A 19668-nucleotide genomic window follows, 5' to 3' on the forward strand; every position below is an offset into this window, starting at 1 on the left:
TTATTCCACCTCTCTGATCCTGCCGCGTTCTTTTATATCCATAGCTTCAACGGCAGCAAGCTGATTCAAAAACTCGATTTGGAAACTTCCGGGCCCCCGGCTTTCCGTTTTCGCCGCGGCCAACTCGGCCGCTGTTCCATAAAAAGCGGCTGCAGATACAGCGGCACGGCAAACGTCTTTTTCAACGGCGCAAAACGCACCGATGACAGAGGTAAACAAGCAGCCTGTCCCCGTCACTTTCGTAAGCAGCTGATGTCCGTTGCCCACGGTATACGTTTTTGTACCATCCGTTATCACGTCTTCAGCACCGGTTATGATGACTGCTGTATCCCATAATTTCGCGGCTTTTTTTGCGAGCTCCGTTCTGTCGCCGCTCTCTTCACCCGCGTCCACGCCTTTGATCAGCCAGTCTTCCCCAAGCGTGTTGGCAATTTCCGCAGCATTGCCTCTGACGGCAGAAACCTTCACTTTGCGCATGATCGCTTGAGCCGATTCCGTTCGAAACGGCGTCGCCCCCGCACCGACCGGATCAAAAATAACCGGCACCCCATGTTCATTAGCTGACTTTCCTGCAATAATCATCGCTTCAACAGATTCACGGCTGAGCGTGCCGATGTTCAGCACAAGGGCTCCGGCGATCTTTGCCATGTCGGCGGCCTCTTCCCTCGCATACGCCATCACCGGCGATGCGCCGAGAGCCAGCAAACCGTTTGCCGTAAAGTTGGTGACGACATTGTTTGTCATATTGTGTACGAGCGGTTTTTGCTTTCTGACTAACTCAATTCCCCTTGCGGCATCTTCCATATTCATTCGCCTGCATTCCTTTCTGTTTTTGAATTCTCGCTCCATATATACGATTTTGTATGATCAATCCACGCCCTCGCCGCGAACGACAGATAGCGGTCTTTTCTCCAAATGACGGCGACATGCCAAGGAATGGCCGGCCTCACCAGCGGAATGATCCTCACCCTTTCAGGGTCAAGATCCCGGCAGATCCTTTCGGGCAAAAGACCTATCCCAAGGTTCGCGGAAACCATTTCGCTGATGAAATCCCATTGTGAGGTTTCATAAATGACATTCGGCTGAAATCCCGCCTTCAAGCAGGCCGTAATGATCCGTTCGTGAAGAACAAAGTCTTCCCGGAAGAAAATAAACGGTTCTTCGCTTAACTGCCGAAGCTCGATCTCTTCCGCATCGGCAAAACGATGGGACGGGTGGACGATTAGCATTAAGTCTTCTTTAACAATTGTAAAGGAGTGAAAAATCTCCTCTTTTGCAGGCAGGACGACAACGCCGATATCAAGCGATCCGTCCTCTACTCCCTCCTGCACTTTCACAGACCCGTGTTCAACAAGCTGAAAGGTGACGTTCGGATACTTATCTCTGAAATCCCCTATCACTTTCGGAAAAAAACCGGAGCCGATCATCGGCGGCAGACCGATCCTCACATGCCCTTTTTTGACGTCCATCAAGTCGTTCAGCTCAGAAGTTAAATTTTGAAATGACTTGGTGATTTCCTGGGCCTGCACATACATGCTTTGCCCCGCATCAGTCAGCTCGATCTGCCGGCCGCGCCGGTAAAACAGCTCGATGCCCAGCTCTTCTTCAAGGTTTTTAATCATTTTGGAAATCGTCGGCTGAGATATGTATAATGACTGAGCGGCTTTTGTGAAGCTTTTCAGACGGGCTACCTCCAAGAAATAGGTTAAGTGGCGTATGTCCATTTGTTTGACACCCTTTCAGAGTTCCTGCGTGTATTCATATTCTAAACCAAATTCATTGTTTTCTGCACCCCCGCGAGAGCCACAATAAAAAAAACGCCGCCGGCATACAGCCGGCAGCGCCTATCTTCGGGCAATCGCCTCATCCTGTTCCTTCAGCGTGTCCACATTTGAGCGGGTGTCCTCAATGTTTTTACGAACAGCCTCTTTATACTGTTTGACCATATTGCAAATTTCGGCTTCTCGTTCAAGCCACTTTTTCGTAAAATCAAGGTTGTTCCGCCCGAGCGCTCCGGCTGGCGGGCTTTTTAAAGATACGGCTTGAAGCGTGCTGCTTACTTGTTCCAGCTTCTTCATAACCGCTGCATGGTTAAGTTTAATCGTTTTGCTCATTTCAACCATCCTTTTAAACCGTTGATTGTGCTGTGCAGAGCGTCGACGGCTTCCTCTCCTTTTTCCATCAGAAAGTCCGCCCGGTCGGCTGACCAGCTTGCAGCCTGAACAGCTCCTTTTTCAGCATCTAAAGCAAATATCTTTAAATCGATTTTATGAATATACCGATCATACTCATCGGTGAAAATTCTGTACATTGCCGTGTGCGCTTCATCACGTGCTTCGTTAAAATCGGCTGCCCTGCTTCCGGTCCACGACTCATTAAGATTCGGCCGCAAAATCTGCCTGATTTCTTCGATTCCGAGGTTTTGTTCCCGCTCTACATCGCGCTTTGCCCGCTCCAGCCTTGCAATTTGTTCTTCCAGCTCTGCCGCCTTATGGGAGAGGACACCGTGTATTTTTTGCAGCGTGTCTGAGTAGTCCATTATTGTCACCTCTGAAATTGCAGTATGATTCGCATTGATTATTTCCTTGTCAAATCATGATCCGGTTTGTTTTTCATAGATTCACATCTTTGACTAGACTTGCTCTCATTTCCAATATTTATAGTTTAAGTCGAAAATCACGGATGTTGAATAGGCTTTAAAGACTGTTTTTAGGGATATATACACAGTTCGCCATCATCCTCACACCGCATTTCAAGGACATATAACCCGTCTTTTTGAATCATCTGTACACCGCTTTCATTGCGGACAAGTCTAAAGGCACGGGAACACGGCGGTTTAATGGTCACAAAAAATCGCCAAATGATTCCGTATGACGTTTTCCAATTTTAGTTATTAAACTGTTGCTTTTGACCTGATTTGCGCTTTTAACTATAGACAAAATGAATAATATATATTCTGTATATGTATTTTACCTATACTTGAAACTCATGTACACTCTTGTTTAGAAAGGGGGATAATGACATGAAAACATTCATTAAAGGATTAGGTCAGGTCGCTCTTTTGTTTTTATTCGCCCGTTTCATGAATCTGATTGTCGAGGTTCTTCATATAAACATTCCCGGCAGCATTCTCGGGATTATCGTCATTTTTGCGCTTCTCCATTTCAAAATCATTAAGCTGGAATGGATTGAAATCGGCGCGCTGTGGCTTCTCGCGGAGCTGCTTTTGTTCTTCGTCCCTTCAGCCGTCGGGATTATGAACTACGGAGATATTCTGGCTGAATTCGGCACAAGCATTATACTCGTTGTCCTCATCAGTACATTCGTCGTCATGGTGTCGACCGGAATGCTGACTCAATTGATTGCCAAAAGAAAGGAAAGAAAAAAAACATGCTCATCGGATGCTTAAGCCTGATCGCAACAGTTTTAATCTATTTGGGCGCAAAAGCGGTGTATTCACGCCATCCAAAGGTGTATGCGTCACCTTTATTGGTCACGCCGGTGATACTGGTCGGCCTGCTGCTTTTCATCAACGTCCCTTTTGAAGCGTACAATGCGGGCGGACGCTTGTTGACGGACATGCTCCAGCCGGCAACCGTGGCTTTTGCGATTCCGCTGTACAAATACTTTCCAGTCTTAAAAAAATACGCGGTTGAGATCATTATCAACGTGGCTGTAGGCTGCTGTATCGCGATCCTGTCAACAGCGTTTATCGCAAAACTCTTCAAGCTGAATGAAGACCTGATCGAGAGCCTCGTTCCCAGATCTGTCACAACGCCAATTGCAATGAACGTTTCTGAAATGATCGGCGGAATGCCGGCGGTGACCGCTGTTTTTGTCATATTGACCGCCTTGTTCGGATCAGTGATCGGACCGATGGTCATTCGCTACTTCCGGATTGATAATGAAATCGCGAGGGGCGTACTGCTTGGCACAAGCGCCCACGGCGCAGGTACGTCAAAAGCATTTGAGCTGAGCTCCGTGTCCGGAACGATCTCAAGCGTGTCGATGATCCTGGCCGCGATCATCACGCTTTGCGCAGCGCCGTTTCTGATTTCCCTTATTGCAGTGTAATAGCCGAAAAAAAAACCAAATTGGTGAAGGTTTTTCCGCCAATTTGGTTTTTTCATTTAGAAATCGATCAGCCATATGAATATAGACATCATCAATAATACAACGGCCAGAATAAAAGATATACACCTAAAAGACCTGTCATGCAGCAGTTTTGGGGAAATTGCTTTTAACAGTTTGACGTTCAGTAAACCGATCAAACCGAAAAGTGTGAAGACTCCCGATCCATCCGCCGCCATTTCCGAGAAAAATCCATCGCCTTTTTCTTTGGAAAATGCCCACAGGAATCCTGCGAAAGCCCCTGTGAGAAAAGCGGTCGTCAACAATACTTTGACAAAGGCCATCACTAGATTCTCAACCTTTCAGCTGTTCAACCGCAGTCTCAAATTCCTTTTCAATCTCTGCCCGCGGCTTCTTTGTCATCAGGCTGACGGCGATGATCACGACTGTACAAACAATAAATCCGGGAATGATTTCATAAACCGGGTCAAACGCTTTCACTTGCTCCCACACAATAACGGTCAGCGCTCCGGACAGCATCCCTGCAAGCGCGCCCCACTTCGTCATTCGTTTCCAATACAGGCTCAGCAAAACGACAGGGCCAAATGCCGCCCCGAAGCCTGCCCATGCATAGCCGACAAGATTCAGAATCGTTTCATTCGGATGAAGCGCCATCAAGAGTGCGATCAGTGAAATGGCGAGGACAGACAGCCTTCCGACAAGTACAAGTTCTTTATCAGAAGCCCCTTTCCGGATAAACGCTTTATAAAAATCCTCTGTCAGCGCGCTTGAGGTTACAAGAAGCTGTGAAGAAATTGTGCTCATCACCGCTGCTAATATGGCGGCCAGCAAGAACCCCGTAATCATTGAAGGGAACAAAAGGTCGGCAAGCTTAATGAATATCGTCTCGGCATTCTTTAACGTAAGATGATTCGCACTGAAATAGGCAATGCCGACGAGTCCTGTCAGCATCGCTCCGCAAATCGAAAAGATCATCCAGCCCATGCCAATTCTTCTGGCACTCTTCAATTCTTTCACGCTTGAAATCGCCATAAACCTGACAATAATATGAGGCTGTCCAAAGTAGCCGAGACCCCATGCCAGTAAAGATATGATACCGATTACGGTTGTTCCTTGAAACGGACGGAGGAGATCCGGGTTAACCGCGTTCACTTCCGAAAACGCCGGCGCAATTCCCCCCAGTTGAACAAACACGACTACCGGCATTAAGATGAGCGCGATAAACATGATCGTCCCTTGAACAAAATCGGTCCAGCTGACAGCCAAAAAGCCTCCGAAGAGCGTATAAAGAATGACAACCCCGGCCGTCAGCCAGATGCCGATCCGATAATCCAGGTGGAATGCGGTTCTGAACAGCTCTCCGCCCGCCACCATTCCGGATGATGTATAAAAAGTGAAAAATACTAAAATAACAAAAGCCGACGTCATCCGTAACAGTCTTGAACCGTCTTTAAAACGGTTTTCGAAATAATCGGGTATAGTAATGCTGTTGCCGGCCGTTTCCGTATACGTCCTTAGCCTCGGCGCGACATACACCCAGTTCAAATAAGCGCCGATTGTCAGACCGACAACGATCCAGCCGCTGCTCAATCCGTTCAGGAACATCGCACCGGGCAGCCCCATTAATAGCCAGCCGCTCATATCGGAAGCTCCTGCGCTTAACGCGGTAACGGCGGGACCCAGATTTCTTCCGCCAAGCATGTAATCGGTCAAATTTGATGTCCTGCGATATGCAAAATATCCGATGAAAAGCATTCCCGCCATATAAATACCTATCGATATTAAAATTCCGTAATTCATAGCTTCCCCCTGCCTGTGTGATTTGCGTAATATCAATATACATGAATAATTGACCGACAGGTATTGTTTTTATCGCAAATTTTTTCTCCAGCCTTACATTAACGATGGCGAACCTGTAAAAAGACAACTTTTAAATAATCGCCCTCAGGATAGCTTTTCACCGTTTTAAAATCTTCGGGAAGCGAATGCTCCTCAAGCACTGTAAAGCGCGTCCCCGTTTCTTTGCATGCCTCTTCGATAAAGCCTTTGAATTTTTTCATTCCAAATGCGCTGCTGTTCGTCGAAGCGACGATCACACCTTGATCTTTAGTGATTCGAATCGCGTCTTTTAACAGATTTTTGTAATCCTTTGCCGCGCTGAATGTATGCTTTTTCGTTCTCGCAAATGAAGGGGGATCAAGGATGACAAGGTCAAAGGCGAGTTCTTTTTTGGCCGCGTATTGAAAATATTTAAAAACGTCCATGACTTTAATCTCATGAGCTTCATAGTCCAGCCCGTTCACACTGAATTGTTCGATCGTCCTGCTTAAGCTGCGGTTTGCAACATCAACGCTCGTCGTTTTTTCAGCGCCTCCGAGCGCCGCCGCCACAGAAAATGCGCCGGTATATGAGAATGTGTTGAGCGCGGTTTTCCCTTCCGCATACCGGTCCCTAACCGCCTTGCGGACATGGCGCTGATCGAGAAAAACGCCGGTCATCGCTCCGTCATTGAGGTAAACGGCAAAATGAATGCCGTTCTCTTTCACAATGATCGGAAAGTCTCCTCTTTCGCCTTTGACAAAGTCGTCATCTTCCACATACTGCCCGGCCGTATTAAACCGTTTTTTCTCATAAACAGCTTTATAATCCGTCAATTCATCAAGGGCTTCCATAATCGTTTCTTTAAGCGTATAAATCCCTTTGCTGTACCATTGGAACAAATAGTAGCCGTCATAATAGTCAATCGTAAAGCCGCCGATTCCGTCGCCTTCCCCGTTAAACAAACGAAAAGCGGTTGTATCCGGGTCTTGAAAAAGCGATTTTCTGGCTTGAAATGCTTTCGCCAGCCTGCTTAAAAAGAATGACTGGTCAATCGATTCCCCCTCGTTTCGAGTCAGAATCCAGCCGATCCCTTTGTTTTGCTCGCCATAATAGCCCTTTCCTAAAAACCTGCCGTTTTCATCGGTTATCCTGATCAGCGATCCTTCTTTTATGCCGTTTTCTTGCGAAGAAACGGCCTCTTTTTCGATTAGGGGATAGCCCTTTTTCATTTTTGCAGCGAATGGATGTTTTATTTTTAATGTATGCATTTTAATTCAGTCCTTATCTTAAAGTCTTCTCTATCCTACCATAACGCCTGATAGATGTTCTTATTCATCATGTAATCGATATAATTGACAGATGATTCCGATTTTTCTAAGATGATGGAGAAACTAAAGGAGGAATGGCGAAATGGCGCGAATTGACCACGTAGGACTGATGGTGAAAGACATTGATGCTTCGATCGCATTCTACCAGAATGTGATCGGAATGACGCTGAAAGGCAGAATGACCCATACAAACGGCGTCATGAAACTCGCTTTTTTAGGCTTTGAGAACAGAGACGAGACAGAGCTCGAACTGATCGAGGGATATAACGACAACCTTCCTCAGGAAGGAAAAGTTCATCATTTTGCCGTCTCGACCGATGATATCGAGGCTGAATTTGATCGCGTAAAAGGCGCCGGCATCAAGCTGATGGAAGATGAGATTACCGTATTGCCGAACGGCTTCCGCTATTTTTTTCTTTTTGGGCCCGAAGGAGAAATGGTCGAGTTTTTTCAAAGAACATAACCGGACGCGGCTTATCGCCGTTTCCGGTTTTTATTGAACGCGGAAAGCCGGCTGCTGTTTTTCGATAAACCTTTTGATGTTTTGATATGTCATCTCTTCGATGCGCCTGATGCTCTCATACGTAGCGCCGCCGATATGCGCCGTGCAAATGACATTGCTGAGACCGGCGATCCGGGCAGCCGGCGGTTCGGTTTCAAAGACGTCCAATGCTGCGCCTCTGATCTGTTTTTGCTCAAGCGCTTGAATAAGCGCGCTTTCGTCCACCACTTCTCCGCGGGCAATGTTGATCAGGTACGCGGTTTTCTTCATTTTTGCCAGTTTTTCTTGATTGATTAAATGATAGGTGGCAGGTCTCAATGATGTGCTGATACATACAAAGTCCGATTTTTCCAGGAGATCGTCAAGCTCGGCGAACCGCACATTCAGCCGTTTGGCTGCATTGTAGTCTTTGTATGTGCCGTACGCCAAAACGTTCATATTAAACCCGGCAGCCCGCCTTGCAACCTTTTTGCCGATTTCCCCAAAACCGATAAGCCCCAGCGTTTTTCCATCGAGCTCATAGCCCATCGCCGCTTGCCATAAGCCCGCTTTGACTGCCGCGTTTGACTGCGGGATCGAACGGGCGCCAGACAGCAGAAGACCGAATGCCAAATCGGCGACCGCCGAGGCATTTTGGCCGGGTGCATTCGTGACGAGAATCCCTTTTTCGTTTGCATATTCCACATCAATATTGTCGATTCCCGCGCCGAATTTCATGATATACCGGAGTCCCGGAGCGGCGTCGATCAGCTCCCGGTCCGCTTTTTCAACGCCGGCGATATAAATATGGACATCCTTGATATGAGTCAGTAAATCCTGTCTCGTCAACCGATTTGAATCCAAAAACGCAAATTCGGCGCCGAGCCGTTCGACCCTTTCTCTCAAGCGCGGCGCAGCGCGGTAAAACAGTCCGTTGAGCGTCAACAGCACTTTAACCAAAAGCTCTCCTCCATTCAGCAGGAATTTTCCCGACCAGAAAAATGCTTGTTTCCGAAGGAAACAAGCGAATATGGGGATACGTCAGGGTTTGTTGTCATTATATCGATTCATCCTGCGATTTAAAATGAGATTGGCATGTTAGCTGACATGGTTTTTAGACAATTTGGCCGGCTGGTTAAAGGCTGTGGACTGCAAATACTTAAAATATTGACGGGCGTACGGGTGTGAGGTGTTTGAATTCCAAGGCTTGTTTCCGCCGCAGAAATGAACGATTGCCGGGTTTGCCCTTGTTTCCATATAGCGCTTTTGATCGATGAGGGAAGCCGGTGTTTTTTCTTTTAAAATAATGTGTGTTTGGGCGTTCCACCTCGGATGAAGTTCGAGCCACTGATCATAAAGAATCGCGTTCAATGCGTCTTGGTCATGAAACACAAACATGTCTTCATCGTTGTTATTGATAAAGTCGATGACTTTTTTCGAAATGTCGTTTTTTCTCCAAGCTTCCATATCGATGATCATTAAGCCCGAGTTAAAATATTTTGCTTCATCGCTGATGTTCATCTTTTTCAGCCGTTCATGCTGGCCTGCATCTTCAACCGCCGCCGCGAAATAAGGTGAAATGTCCATGTCCCACAGCTTCGATATATCCTCTAAAACTAAGGCGTCGCAGTCGACATAGATCATTCGTTTAACGGATTCGTCATCAATCAGATCGGGAATGGAAATTCGATAGTAAGCCGCTTTTGTAATATGGCTGCTTTCGACCGCTTTGTCATACTGGCTTTTTTCCACATTAAGAAATGTAATAGGAGCTCCGAATTGGAGGGTCGTCTCTTCCAGACGCTTTTTATTCTCCGGTTCAATCCCTCCGTCGATGACATACAGTTTCACCTCGCGCGTCTGATCCATATTCGTCAGCAATGATGAGAACATCACGCTTAAATGCTGTGCGTAGTTATTGTCTGTACAAGAAATAATATGCATGGTTCGGTCGCTTTTCATATGTCGTCCATCTCCTTTTCTTTTTTTGTTCTATTCCCTTTTTTCGAAAAATAAACACCGTTGATAGGCCGAAAAAAAAAAGGATCATGCAAGATCCTCAGATTGTATAGCGTCTATTTTGCTATCTTTTAGCAAGATGCTGCTTTAAATAAAAGTAAGGATAGCCAACAATGATAAGCGGAGCTGCTAATGCAAGGAGTATCCATGAGCCTGAGTGACTGCCTCTAATGACTCCAATGAAAATACAAGTACCGACGAGAAAATATAATAAAGCACCTAAGAACCAATACATCTTCATTCCTCTTTTTCTTTACGCTTGTTCTTGGATTGACGATTTTTGTATCTATGCTTGTCTGTTTTTTCGTTCGCATTGCTTAATCGATCAGGGCACTGATTTTTTGACACTTTCTCAGTTCGGATTCCTTTTCTTTTTAATGATAAAATTGTGAGATCAATCGATTTCAATGTTGATCATTCCTTTAATCAATAGTGAGTTCCTCATTATTTTAAATGTAAATTTGGAAAGATAAAACGTACATAAAGGCAGAATGCATATGTACGTTTGGGCAATGTTCATATGTTGGGAAGATCTAATGGTTCACTGCACATTGGTATTGTTGTGTTCCTTCTCTTCCTATAAAATGATTGGATAAATATATGTTGCACGTTCAATGAAATGGGATCGATTTTCATAAGTCTCTTTTTGGTTAAACTGTTAAAGGAAGTGGATGAGGTTTGCTGATAAGGAATCCTTTCAAAGAAAAATACTACTCACATGATAGGCGGGCATTAAATATGCTTGCACTCAGAGTGCCGGGCCTGGCTTTTATTCTCATGATCTATGTCGCCTCTATCGTGCTGCAATTTCTTAATGGGAGCTGGTCCATTTTATTGCTTAATGTGTTTACGGTATTGACCGCCATCTTTGCTTTGTTGCATTGGCACTCATATCGCTGGGTTAAGAAAAGGGTGATTCTGTACTTCGTATTACAAGGTTTGATCACTTTTACACTTGCTAATGTCATGTCAGGCTTTTTAGTGCTGATCATCATTGGCCTTTATGCATTTTTGATCGGACAGATTATAGGAATGGCAGACAGAAGAAAGACGTTCCTCATCCTTTATTTATTGCTTCTGCTGTCAATCACTGTACTATATCATATTCACAAAGGTGAATATTTGCATTTTCTTGTCATAGCAGTACCTATTATGATCGTGATTATCACATATGCCGCTACATTTTTTGCCCAAGTCGATGAAAAGACAAAAGCGCAGCTGACTCTTGAAAGGCTGGAGCTGGCTCATCAGCAGGTAGAACAGCTGACGCTGCAAAACGAGAGACAGCGTATGGCCCGGGACTTGCACGATACGCTTGCTCAGGGGCTGGTCAGTTTAAATATGCAGCTGGACGCTATTCATGTTCATCTCGCCAAAGACAACACAGAGAGAGCAAAAGAAATCGTTCAACAATCTATGAATAGAGTGAAAAGCACACTAGCTGATGCACGTTCAGCGATTGACGATCTGCGCAGCAAATCAGAAGAAATCGGTTTTTTAAAAGAAAGAATTACCTCATTAATGGATCATTTTCAAGAGTCGACAGGCATGGCTTGCTTTTTAGACTACAGATTAGACCAAGTGCCGGACGTTCGAACAGCTGAAAACTGTTATTACATCATTGGAGAATGCATAGCGAATGCCGTAAAGCATGCTGAAGCAGAAACGATCTCAGTGTCCATTTGGGATGATGATAAGAGGAGGCTCCATTTAACCGTCAAGGATAACGGCAAAGGATTTGATGTTGAAAAAGGCAAGAAAAAGAGAGGACATTATGGGCTTCTCGGCATAGAAGAACGCGTCAGAGCAATGAAAGGCCAATTCAATATAAAGAGTACAACATCTAAAGGAACACAAATTGATATCACTGTACCAATTCAGGGAGAGATGCCAGATGAATAAGGTTTTAATCGTTGATGACCATCTTGTCGTGAGGGAAGGTCTGAAGCTTTTAATTGAAACGAATGATCACTACATCATCATAGGAGAGGCGGAAAATGGCAAAGCAGCAGTTCGCCTTGCAGATGAATTAAAACCGGATATTATTCTCATGGATTTGTATATGCCGGAGATGAGCGGGTTAGAAGCCATTAAACTAATAAAAGAAAAACACGACATCCCCATCATTATTTTGACTACGTATAATGAAGATCACTTAATGATCGAAGGAATTGAATTAGGGGCGAAAGGATATCTATTGAAGGATACAAGTTCAGAAACCCTTTTTCATACGATGGACGCAGCAATAAGAGGAAACGTACTATTGCAGCCTGATATCTTAAAACGTCTGCAAGAAATCCAATTGGAGCGGATGAAGAAGCAGAGCAGTGATACGCAGCTGACAGAAAAGGAAGTCATAGTTCTAAAAGCAATTGCTAAAGGTCTTAAAAGCAAAGCGATTGCCTTTGATTTGGGCGTCTCTGAGAGAACAGTAAAGTCTAGACTAACGTCCATTTACAATAAATTAGGCGCGAATTCAAGAACTGAAGCAGTGACGATTGCCATGCAAAGAGGCGTTCTGACATTAGACTAATAATATCAAATTAAAATTTGCCCAAACGTACATGCCCGAATGTACGTTTTTTTTATTTCATTGTCCACTACAATGAGAAAGAATGTGATCAAGCAATGTGTTGAAAGGAGATTATCATGTCAAAAATGTTATATAAATTAGGAGGATGGGTTGCTCGCAATCGCATAAAAGTAATATGCGCATGGATCGTTGTGCTAGTTGCTTCGATAGGCCTTGCAATCACGTTAAAACCAAGTTTTTCTGAGGATATGTCCATACCTGACACACCTTCGGAAAAAGCGATGGATGTCATTCAAAAAGAATTTCCCCACGGTCCTGATAAAGGGAGCATACGGGTTATTTTCGGTGCTGAAGATGGGGAGAAACTGACTTCGAAGTCAGCGGAAAAAGCAATAGAAAATACGTTAAAGGAAATCGATAAAGATGGTTCCGTTGACTCGATTGCAAGTCCTTTTGTGACAGGAACAATCGCGAAAGATGGCACAGTTGCCTATGCTGATATCAAGTATAAATCATCAGCAGATGATATTAAAGATTACTCTATCAAACACTTAAAAGACAGTTTGAAAATGGCTGATTATGAAGGATTGCAAACTGAACTAAGCGGAGATGTACCAGGAGCTGAGATGGAGATAGGCGGTATCTCTGAAATTGTCGGCATTATTTTGGCCTTTATCGTTTTGGCCATTACGTTTGGCTCTTTATTAATAGCAGGTTTGCCGATTTTAACAGCACTGATTGGATTAGGTGTAAGTATTGGGCTTGTTTTGATTGGGACACAAGTATTCGATATCGCTTCCGTCAGTCTATCATTAGCCGGAATGATTGGCCTTGCAGTTGGAATTGATTATGCTTTATTTATTTTTACGAAGCACCGCCAGTTTTTAGGCGAAGGTATACAAAAAAATGAATCAATTGCGAGAGCTACAGGAACAGCCGGGAGTGCAGTCGTTTTTGCCGGACTTACTGTTATCGTAGCACTTTGCGGATTGACTGTCGTTAACATTCCTTTTATGTCTGCAATGGGGCTGACAGCAGGACTTAGTGTACTGATGGCTGTTCTCGCTTCAATCACGCTTGTGCCTGCCGTCTTGTCGATAGCGGGGAAACGGATGGTTCCGAAAGCAAACAAGAAAAAAGAAAAACAAAGCGCGGAAACAAATGTCTGGGGACGCTTTGTCACAAAGAATCCTATCATGCTAAGTGTATGCAGCATTCTGATTTTGCTCGTTATTAGTATCCCATCTATGCATTTGGAGCTGGGCTTGCCTGATGCAGGGATGAAAGCGAAGGATAACCCGGATCGCCGGGCTTATGACTTGCTTGCCGACGGTTTTGGAGAAGGATTTAATGGTCAATTAACAATCGTAGCGGATGCCGCAAGTGTAACAGAAAATAAGGCGGAAGCCTTCGCAGATGCAGTGAAAGAAATAAAGGAACTGGACCATGTAGCGAGTGTCACTCCGGCAATGCCTAATAAAGAAGGGAACTTTGCCATCATTACAGTAGTTCCTGAAACAGGTCCAAATGATGCAGCAACGAAGGATTTGGTAAAGGATGTACGCAGCTTATCAGATAAAAACGGAGTAGATTTGCTCGTTACTGGATCAACCGCAGTGAATATTGATATTTCAGATCGCCTTAATGATGCGATACCGGTGTTTGCTGTACTCATTGTTGGTTTTGCGTTTGTATTGCTGACAATCGTATTCCGTTCGTTGCTTGTGCCTCTTGTTGCTGTCGCAGGTTTCATATTGACGATGACAGCCACTCTTGGAATCTGTGTATTTGTTTTACAAGACGGGAATCTCATCGACTTTTTCAAAATACCTGAAAAAGGGCCGATACTCGCGTTCCTGCCGATTTTATCCATTGGGATTCTGTTCGGATTAGCGATGGATTATCAAGTATTCCTTGTAAGCAGAATGCGTGAAGAATATGTAAAAACAAAGAATCCAGTACAAGCCATTCAGGCTGGATTAAAACACAGCGGTCCTGTTGTCACCGCAGCCGGCCTGATCATGATATTCGTTTTTGCAGGGTTTATCTTTGCTGGTGAAGCTTCTATTAAAGCCAACGGGTCGGCTCTTTCCTTTGGTGTGCTCTTTGATGCATTTATTGTACGAATGACACTGATTCCAAGTCTGATGAAGCTGATGGGGAATGCAGCCTGGTATTTGCCAAAATGGCTGGACAAGATTATTCCGAATGTAGACATAGAAGGGCATCAACTCACGAAGGAAATACAGCCAGAAACAGCTCATGAACAAAAGAAACAAATCAGTATGTAATAGAAAGCAGATCTTTTACGAGATCTGCTTTTTTGCTTCATACAAACGTTTATTTTTTAGAAAAGGTTAATCGCTAATATCAGCCATGGAAAAGAATCATGCATGATCCTTTTTTTCTCTCACCTTCCCGGCAATCCAAAACGGCAAATAGAGAAGATAGAAGAAGACGATCGTGACCGCTTCAGCTGATAAAAGATACCACGGCCATGGCCCGAGCACATCTAACAGCGATGCTCCGCCGCCGGGCTTCTTCATCATGTACATATAGTTCGAGTTCAGCAAACGGTTGATCAAAAAAATGAGAGCACCATAAACATTGACAAGAAGAAACGTGACCCAGAGAGAGCGAACCGTCGGCTTATACCTTTCGGCTGCAATCATCAGGAGGCAGGCGAGAACGACGATCCCGTGGGAAATGAAAAATTCAAAAAAGCGGAAATGAGGAAAGCCGTACCTTCCCAAGTCAGGCGTCAGAATCGCCTGCAGCGCGCTTCCCAAACCGGCAAAATAAAGAAATTTAAACAAGTTGAGGTTTTTCGTCAATAACAGAATGATGACGAGATAAACCGAAAGGTCGCTGAGGTGGAGCGGCAAACAATAGCGCGGCGTCCATGAATTTACATAGATAAACCAGGAGTGGTAGCTGATTTCAGAAATCAATAAAACCGCCACAAAGGCATAGCGAATCACCCGGTTCCACCGCGGTTTTTGCAACGTCTTGCGAAAGACGAACAAACAAACGCCGAGCGCTGCAAGCACCAGCAAAGTCAGTATATGAGATGTTGAAAAAAATTGAAACGAGCCGAGCTGATAATCTTTTTGAAAGTATGTTTTCATCCTGAGCACCTGTCATCAAAATATTTGAACGTTATTTTGTGACAAACCATGATCTATTATTCAAAAAGGCCGCCGAATATCCGGCAGCCGGGTGTCACATAGAAATAGAATCGTTTTCCTCTGCGTTATCATTGACCTGAATCCGTTCAACCTTTCCGACAAGAAAGATGTAGGAAAGCGCTCCCGCAAGGGCGAGGGCTCCGATAAAGACGAGGGCGGGCGCAAAGCTTCCGCCGTTGGCGAGAAAGCCGATGACAATCGGAACGATAACGGAGGCGAGGCTGCCGACAAAATTAAATACTCCGCCGGTCAGCCCGATCAAATGCTTAGGCGCTAAAGACGATACAAGCACCCATGTAATGGAGGCCAAACCGTTTCCAAAAAAGGCGAGCGTCATAAACAAAATGATCAGAGATGTCTGATCGACATAATTGGCACCGATAATTGAAATAGACAGGAACAATCCGGTAATAATCGGTGTTTTGCGGGCAACCCCGGCCGATACGCCTCTTTTGATCAAAAAGTCGGACAGGAAGCCGGACAACAGAACACCGGTAAATGCCGCAAGAAATGGAAGCGAGGCGAGAAAACCGGATTGGAGAAAATCAAGGCCTCTATATTTTACAAGGTATGTCGGAAACCACGTCAGAAAAAACCATAAAGTCGAATTAACGGCGAACTGTCCGATATATATGCCCCACAGCTTGCGATGAGCGGTCACTTGTTTAAAATGCTTCCAAGTAAATGCCAATTTCTCTTTCTCGGAAGTCCGGCCGCGGCGGACGATACCCCCGCCTTTTTCAATATGGTCAAGTTCAGCCTTGTTTACCTTTGGATGACGATCAGGATCACGATAAAAGATATACCAGATCAGGCCCCAGATGATGCCGATCACCCCTGTTACAATAAAAAGGCCGCGCCAGCCGACGACATGCTGGATGGCGCTGAGCGCCGGCGTCAAAAATGCAAGGCCGGCAAATTGCCCCGACGTATAAAATGCAATGGCTGAAGCTCTTTCCTGTTCAGGGAACCATGAAGTCACCACCCGGTTATTGGTCGGAAAAGCCGGCGCTTCAAACGCTCCGGTCGCAAGACGCAAGCCGAATAGCGAACCGAAGCCGCGGACAAACCCCTGAAGCAATGTTGCGAGCGACCATGTAACCAAGGTAAAGCCGTAGACAAGCCTCGGGCCAAACCGGTCGACAAGCCCGCCGCCCGGTATTTGCAGTGCGCAGTAAGCCCAGCCGAAAGCTGAAAAAATCAAGCCCAATTGAACGGCAGACAAGTTTAAATCGTCCCCGATTGCAGAAGCTGCAACAGAGATATTGCTTCGATCCATATAATTGATCACGACACATACAAAAATAAACAGCAGTACCCGCACTCTAACCTTTGTCGGCTTCTCTTTTAAAGTTGTTTGTTTCATGACAGGCCCTCTCCTTTTATTTGATTGTAATGACGGACACCTTTTGAAAACGGTATCATTTTTACCATTCAGCTATGCTTCCGTCCTTGTGCCGCCATACCGGATTGCGCCAGTTGTGCCCGATATCAGCCATTTTACGGACGTGATCTTCATTGATGTCCACCCCAAGGCCAGGTCCATCCGGAATCCGGACATAGCCGTCCTCATAGAAAAACACCTTTTGATCTACTATATAATCAAGCAAATCCGTCCCTTTGTTGTAATGGATCCCTAAGCTTTGTTCCTGTATAAATGCATTGTGGCACGTTGCATCAACCTGAAGGCATGCCGCCAGAGCGATCGGGCCCAGCGGACAATGAGGGGCGGCGGCGACATCAAATGCTTCCGCCATCGACAGGATCTTTTTGCATTCGGTAATTCCGCCGGCGTGTGACAAGTCAGGCTGAATGATATCGACATAGCCGTCAGTCAGCAGGTTTTTAAACTGCCACTTTGAAAACATCCGTTCTCCAGTCGCAATCGGAATTGAGACGAGGCTGGCGATATCGCGGAGCGCCTCGTTGTTTTCCGGCAGAACAGGCTCTTCTATAAACATCGGCCGAAACGGTTCAAGCTCCTTTGCCAAGATCTTCGCCATCGGCTTGTGCACCCTGCCGTGAAAGTCAATGCCGATTCCGATGTACGGGCCGACCGCTTCTCTGACTGCTGATATTCTTTCAATCACCTGATCGATTTTTTCATGTGAATCGATGTATTGCAGCTCTTCCGTGCCGTTCATTTTGACGGCTGTAAAGCCTTTATCAACCACCTGTTTGGCAGCGAGGCCGACGTCTTGAGGCCTGTCTCCGCCAATCCATGAATAGACCTTGATCGATTCCCTGTTCTTCCCTCCGAGCAGCTGATGCACGGGAGCGTTGTAAAACTTGCCCTTAATGTCCCAAAGCGCTTGATCGATGCCTGCAATCGCGCTCATCAGAATGGGCCCGCCCCGATAAAACCCGCCTCTGTACATGACATTCCAATGGTCTTCGATGTTCATCGGGTCTTTGCCGATCAAATATTCCATTAACTCGCCCACAGCCGCCTTAACTGTCGCGGCCTTTCCCTCGATTACCGGCTCTCCCCATCCTGTAATGCCTTCATCCGTTTCGATTTTTAAGAAAAGCCAGCGCGGCGGAATTAGGAAACACTCGAATCCTGTTATTTTCATCTCTGATCTCCCCTTTTTACTGTTTTGCTGCTTCAACAAATTGCTTTGCTTTTTTGGACAGCTCTTCTAAAAACGCGTCATTAACATCTTTATTAGCCCGAACAAGCGAACCGCCGATTCCCGCTCCGACCGCACCGGCCTGCAGAAACTCGTGAAGGTTTTCCAATCCGACTCCTCCAGTCGGAAGCAGCGGAATATGCGGAAGCGGTCCGTGGATATCCTTGATATAGCCAGGCCCCATTGTTCCGGGAAATACCTTGATGATGTCTCCCCCGCTTTCATACGCCGTCAATATTTCAGTCGGGGTAAAAGCGCCTGGAATGCTGACCGCTCCATACCGTTTTGTCAGCTTGATCGTCTCTTCATTGACGGTCGGAGACAGGATAAACCGCGCGCCGGCTAAAAGCGCCGCTCTCGCAGATTCGGGATCAAGTACGGTTCCCGCTCCGACAAGCATTTCGTCCCCAAAATGCTCTGAAACCGCTTCAATCGCTTTGATCGCTTGAGGGGAATTAAGCGTAATCTCCACAAGCCTGATGCCGCCCGCTTTTAAGGCGCCGGCAATGCTCACTGCCTCCTCCGGATTGTATCCGCGGATGATCGCAATCAGTTTTTGTTCTTCGATGTGTGACAATACCATCATTTCTGCCACCCTTTCTCTACGGTTTTTTTATCGGCTGACATCTTCTTCATCAGATTGTTCCATAAACGCAAACAGTGATTCGCGGTCAGGCAGCCCTTCAATATCACCGTTTACCGCCGCTACCATGGCGCCGACGGCACAGCCCCGTTTGACAGCTTCTGAAAGCGGAATTTGATCAATCAAACCCGATAATACGCCGGCCGCAAAGCCGTCTCCGGCACCCACGGGATCCGCTGCTGCCTGAATCTGATAGCCTTCCGCATAGCCGCTTTCGTTCCCGCCGGCATAATAGGCGCCTTTTGAACCAAGCTTGATGATCGCAGTTTCAGCCCCCAGCCCGCGGATGGCTTCCGCAATTTTTTTCTCATCAGCGGTGCCGAACAAAAAACGCCCTTCGCTCAACCCCGGAAGCACGATATCAGACCGTTTGATAAGTTCAAACATGGTCTGCCGCGCCCGCTCTCCGTCCCAGAGCTTTTTTCGAAAGTTCGGATCAAATACAACGCATTTATTGTGCTTTTTGGCGAGCTCCACTGCATAAAACACCGCATCTGAAGCGCTTTCACTTAAAGCCGGGGTAATTCCCGTAATGTATAAAAGCCCCGCTTTCTCAATGTATTGCTCATCAATATCGCATTTCTTTAAAAAACTCGCCGCTGAAAGCGTCCTGTAATAGAAGACATTGACTTTGGCCGCGCTTTTCCTTTCTTTAAAAAACAAACCGGTCGGCGCCGCGTCATCGAGCTTCACCTGGCTCACATCGACTCCTTCTCCTCTGACAGAAGAAAGAATCATCGCCCCGAACTCGTCTTTTCCAAGCCGTGTAATCCAGCCGGCTTTTTTCCCGAGCTTCGAAAGCCCGATCAGCGTGTTGGTTTCTGCGCCCGCTATTCTCACCTGATAGTTTCTTGCGTATCTGAGAGGGCCGTCTTCATTCGGAGTGAACAGCGCCATTGTCTCTCCTATGCTAATAACATCCATCAGAAC

The 19668-nt window shown here is 45.9% G+C and carries 22 protein-coding genes; 6 read left to right on the plus strand and 16 right to left on the minus strand.

Annotated elements, in window-relative coordinates; all coding sequences use genetic code 11:
- From thiM to H7F26_RS04685, 4 genes are all read right to left on the minus strand, one after another.
- Nucleotides 1–810: a hydroxyethylthiazole kinase gene (thiM, locus tag H7F26_RS04670; RefSeq protein ID WP_003186229.1), complete on the minus strand. Its 810-nt coding sequence runs from the start codon at nucleotides 808–810 to the stop codon at nucleotides 1–3.
- Nucleotides 807–1724, minus strand: coding sequence for a cidABC operon transcriptional activator CidR (gene cidR / locus H7F26_RS04675; protein ID WP_003186230.1), 918 nt, complete (start codon nucleotides 1722–1724; stop codon nucleotides 807–809). The genes thiM and cidR overlap by 4 nt, the downstream gene beginning before the upstream one ends.
- Nucleotides 1725–1844: 120 nt before the next feature.
- The gene (locus tag H7F26_RS04680) at nucleotides 1845–2114 is read right to left on the minus strand and encodes a YwqI/YxiC family protein (RefSeq protein WP_009329829.1); all 270 of its coding nucleotides are present in this window, start codon (nucleotides 2112–2114) and stop codon (nucleotides 1845–1847) included.
- Nucleotides 2111–2539, minus strand: a complete 429-nt coding sequence (locus H7F26_RS04685) for a YwqH-like family protein (protein ID WP_017474084.1) — start codon at nucleotides 2537–2539, stop codon at nucleotides 2111–2113. Before H7F26_RS04685 ends, H7F26_RS04680 begins: the two co-directional genes overlap by 4 nt.
- A gap of 483 nt (nucleotides 2540–3022) precedes the next feature.
- On the opposite strand from H7F26_RS04685, the gene H7F26_RS04690 reads away from it, so the two are divergent.
- Both H7F26_RS04690 and H7F26_RS04695 read left to right on the plus strand, forming a co-directional pair.
- A complete protein-coding gene (locus tag H7F26_RS04690) occupies nucleotides 3023–3409 on the plus strand; it encodes a CidA/LrgA family holin-like protein (protein ID WP_003186233.1) in 387 nt (128 codons plus the stop codon).
- The gene (locus tag H7F26_RS04695; RefSeq protein ID WP_003186234.1) at nucleotides 3391–4074 is read left to right on the plus strand and encodes a CidB/LrgB family autolysis modulator; all 684 of its coding nucleotides are present in this window, start codon (nucleotides 3391–3393) and stop codon (nucleotides 4072–4074) included. Before H7F26_RS04690 ends, H7F26_RS04695 begins: the two co-directional genes overlap by 19 nt.
- A 56-nt stretch (nucleotides 4075–4130) precedes the next feature.
- On the opposite strand, the gene H7F26_RS04700 is transcribed toward H7F26_RS04695, so the two are convergent.
- From H7F26_RS04700 to H7F26_RS04710, 3 genes are all read right to left on the minus strand, one after another.
- Nucleotides 4131–4415, minus strand: coding sequence for a hypothetical protein (locus tag H7F26_RS04700; RefSeq protein ID WP_009329830.1), 285 nt, complete (start codon nucleotides 4413–4415; stop codon nucleotides 4131–4133).
- A 10-nt stretch (nucleotides 4416–4425) separates the two neighbouring features.
- On the minus strand, nucleotides 4426–5892 hold the full coding sequence (gene putP, locus H7F26_RS04705; protein WP_003186236.1) for a sodium/proline symporter PutP: 1467 nt from the start codon (nucleotides 5890–5892) through the stop codon (nucleotides 4426–4428).
- Nucleotides 5893–5990: 98 nt separating this feature from the next.
- Entirely contained in the window at nucleotides 5991–7181 is a 1191-nt protein-coding gene (locus H7F26_RS04710) for a class I SAM-dependent rRNA methyltransferase (protein ID WP_003186238.1), read from the minus strand.
- 142 nt (nucleotides 7182–7323) lie between these two features.
- Between H7F26_RS04710 and H7F26_RS04715 the strand changes: the two genes are divergently transcribed.
- Nucleotides 7324–7704 (plus strand): VOC family protein, encoded by a 381-nt coding sequence (locus H7F26_RS04715; protein WP_003186240.1) that lies wholly within the window; start codon nucleotides 7324–7326, stop codon nucleotides 7702–7704.
- A 30-nt stretch (nucleotides 7705–7734) separates the two neighbouring features.
- Here H7F26_RS04715 and H7F26_RS04720 read toward each other — a convergent pair whose 3' ends face one another.
- From H7F26_RS04720 to H7F26_RS21860, 4 genes are all read right to left on the minus strand, one after another.
- Nucleotides 7735–8682, minus strand: coding sequence for a phosphoglycerate dehydrogenase (locus tag H7F26_RS04720; protein ID WP_003186242.1), 948 nt, complete (start codon nucleotides 8680–8682; stop codon nucleotides 7735–7737).
- A 138-nt stretch (nucleotides 8683–8820) separates the two neighbouring features.
- Complete coding sequence (locus H7F26_RS04725; RefSeq protein ID WP_003186243.1) at nucleotides 8821–9684, minus strand: glycosyltransferase family 8 protein; 864 nt, start codon at nucleotides 9682–9684, stop codon at nucleotides 8821–8823.
- 121 nt (nucleotides 9685–9805) lie between these two features.
- Nucleotides 9806–9982 carry a hypothetical protein gene (locus H7F26_RS04730; protein WP_085959885.1) on the minus strand — a complete coding sequence of 59 codons (177 nt, stop codon included), beginning with the start codon at nucleotides 9980–9982 and terminating at the stop codon, nucleotides 9806–9808.
- Nucleotides 9979–10149 carry a hypothetical protein gene (locus H7F26_RS21860; protein WP_003186246.1) on the minus strand — a complete coding sequence of 57 codons (171 nt, stop codon included), beginning with the start codon at nucleotides 10147–10149 and terminating at the stop codon, nucleotides 9979–9981. The genes H7F26_RS04730 and H7F26_RS21860 overlap by 4 nt, the downstream gene beginning before the upstream one ends.
- 270 nt (nucleotides 10150–10419) lie before the next feature.
- Between H7F26_RS21860 and H7F26_RS04735 the strand changes: the two genes are divergently transcribed.
- The 3 genes from H7F26_RS04735 (at nucleotide 10420) to H7F26_RS04745 (ending at nucleotide 14565) form a co-directional block, all read left to right on the plus strand.
- Entirely contained in the window at nucleotides 10420–11643 is a 1224-nt protein-coding gene (locus tag H7F26_RS04735) for a two-component system sensor histidine kinase YdfH (RefSeq protein WP_011198417.1), read from the plus strand.
- Nucleotides 11636–12274 carry a two-component system response regulator YdfI gene (locus H7F26_RS04740; protein WP_003186252.1) on the plus strand — a complete coding sequence of 213 codons (639 nt, stop codon included), beginning with the start codon at nucleotides 11636–11638 and terminating at the stop codon, nucleotides 12272–12274. The genes H7F26_RS04735 and H7F26_RS04740 overlap by 8 nt, the downstream gene beginning before the upstream one ends.
- Before the next feature lie 116 nt (nucleotides 12275–12390).
- Nucleotides 12391–14565 carry an MMPL family transporter gene (locus tag H7F26_RS04745; protein ID WP_003186255.1) on the plus strand — a complete coding sequence of 725 codons (2175 nt, stop codon included), beginning with the start codon at nucleotides 12391–12393 and terminating at the stop codon, nucleotides 14563–14565.
- Between the two features lie 96 nt (nucleotides 14566–14661).
- Here H7F26_RS04745 and H7F26_RS04750 read toward each other — a convergent pair whose 3' ends face one another.
- The 5 genes from H7F26_RS04750 to H7F26_RS04770 all read right to left on the minus strand — a co-directional run bounded on the left by H7F26_RS04750 (nucleotide 14662) and on the right by H7F26_RS04770 (nucleotide 19662).
- Complete coding sequence (locus tag H7F26_RS04750; RefSeq protein WP_003186257.1) at nucleotides 14662–15402, minus strand: YwaF family protein; 741 nt, start codon at nucleotides 15400–15402, stop codon at nucleotides 14662–14664.
- A 94-nt stretch (nucleotides 15403–15496) separates the two neighbouring features.
- A complete protein-coding gene (locus tag H7F26_RS04755) occupies nucleotides 15497–16828 on the minus strand; it encodes an MFS transporter (RefSeq protein WP_003186259.1) in 1332 nt (443 codons plus the stop codon).
- A 61-nt stretch (nucleotides 16829–16889) separates the two neighbouring features.
- Complete coding sequence (gene dgoD / locus H7F26_RS04760; RefSeq protein WP_003186261.1) at nucleotides 16890–18038, minus strand: galactonate dehydratase; 1149 nt, start codon at nucleotides 18036–18038, stop codon at nucleotides 16890–16892.
- Between the two features lie 16 nt (nucleotides 18039–18054).
- Entirely contained in the window at nucleotides 18055–18681 is a 627-nt protein-coding gene (locus tag H7F26_RS04765; RefSeq protein WP_003186263.1) for a bifunctional 4-hydroxy-2-oxoglutarate aldolase/2-dehydro-3-deoxy-phosphogluconate aldolase, read from the minus strand.
- Nucleotides 18682–18708: 27 nt separating this feature from the next.
- Nucleotides 18709–19662: a sugar kinase gene (locus H7F26_RS04770; protein ID WP_003186265.1), complete on the minus strand. Its 954-nt coding sequence runs from the start codon at nucleotides 19660–19662 to the stop codon at nucleotides 18709–18711.
- Nucleotides 19663–19668 lie beyond the last annotated feature (6 nt).

This window comes from Bacillus sp. PAMC28748, from assembly GCF_014250415.1.
In the GTDB taxonomy this organism is placed as follows: Bacteria; Bacillota; Bacilli; order Bacillales; family Bacillaceae; genus Bacillus; species Bacillus licheniformis.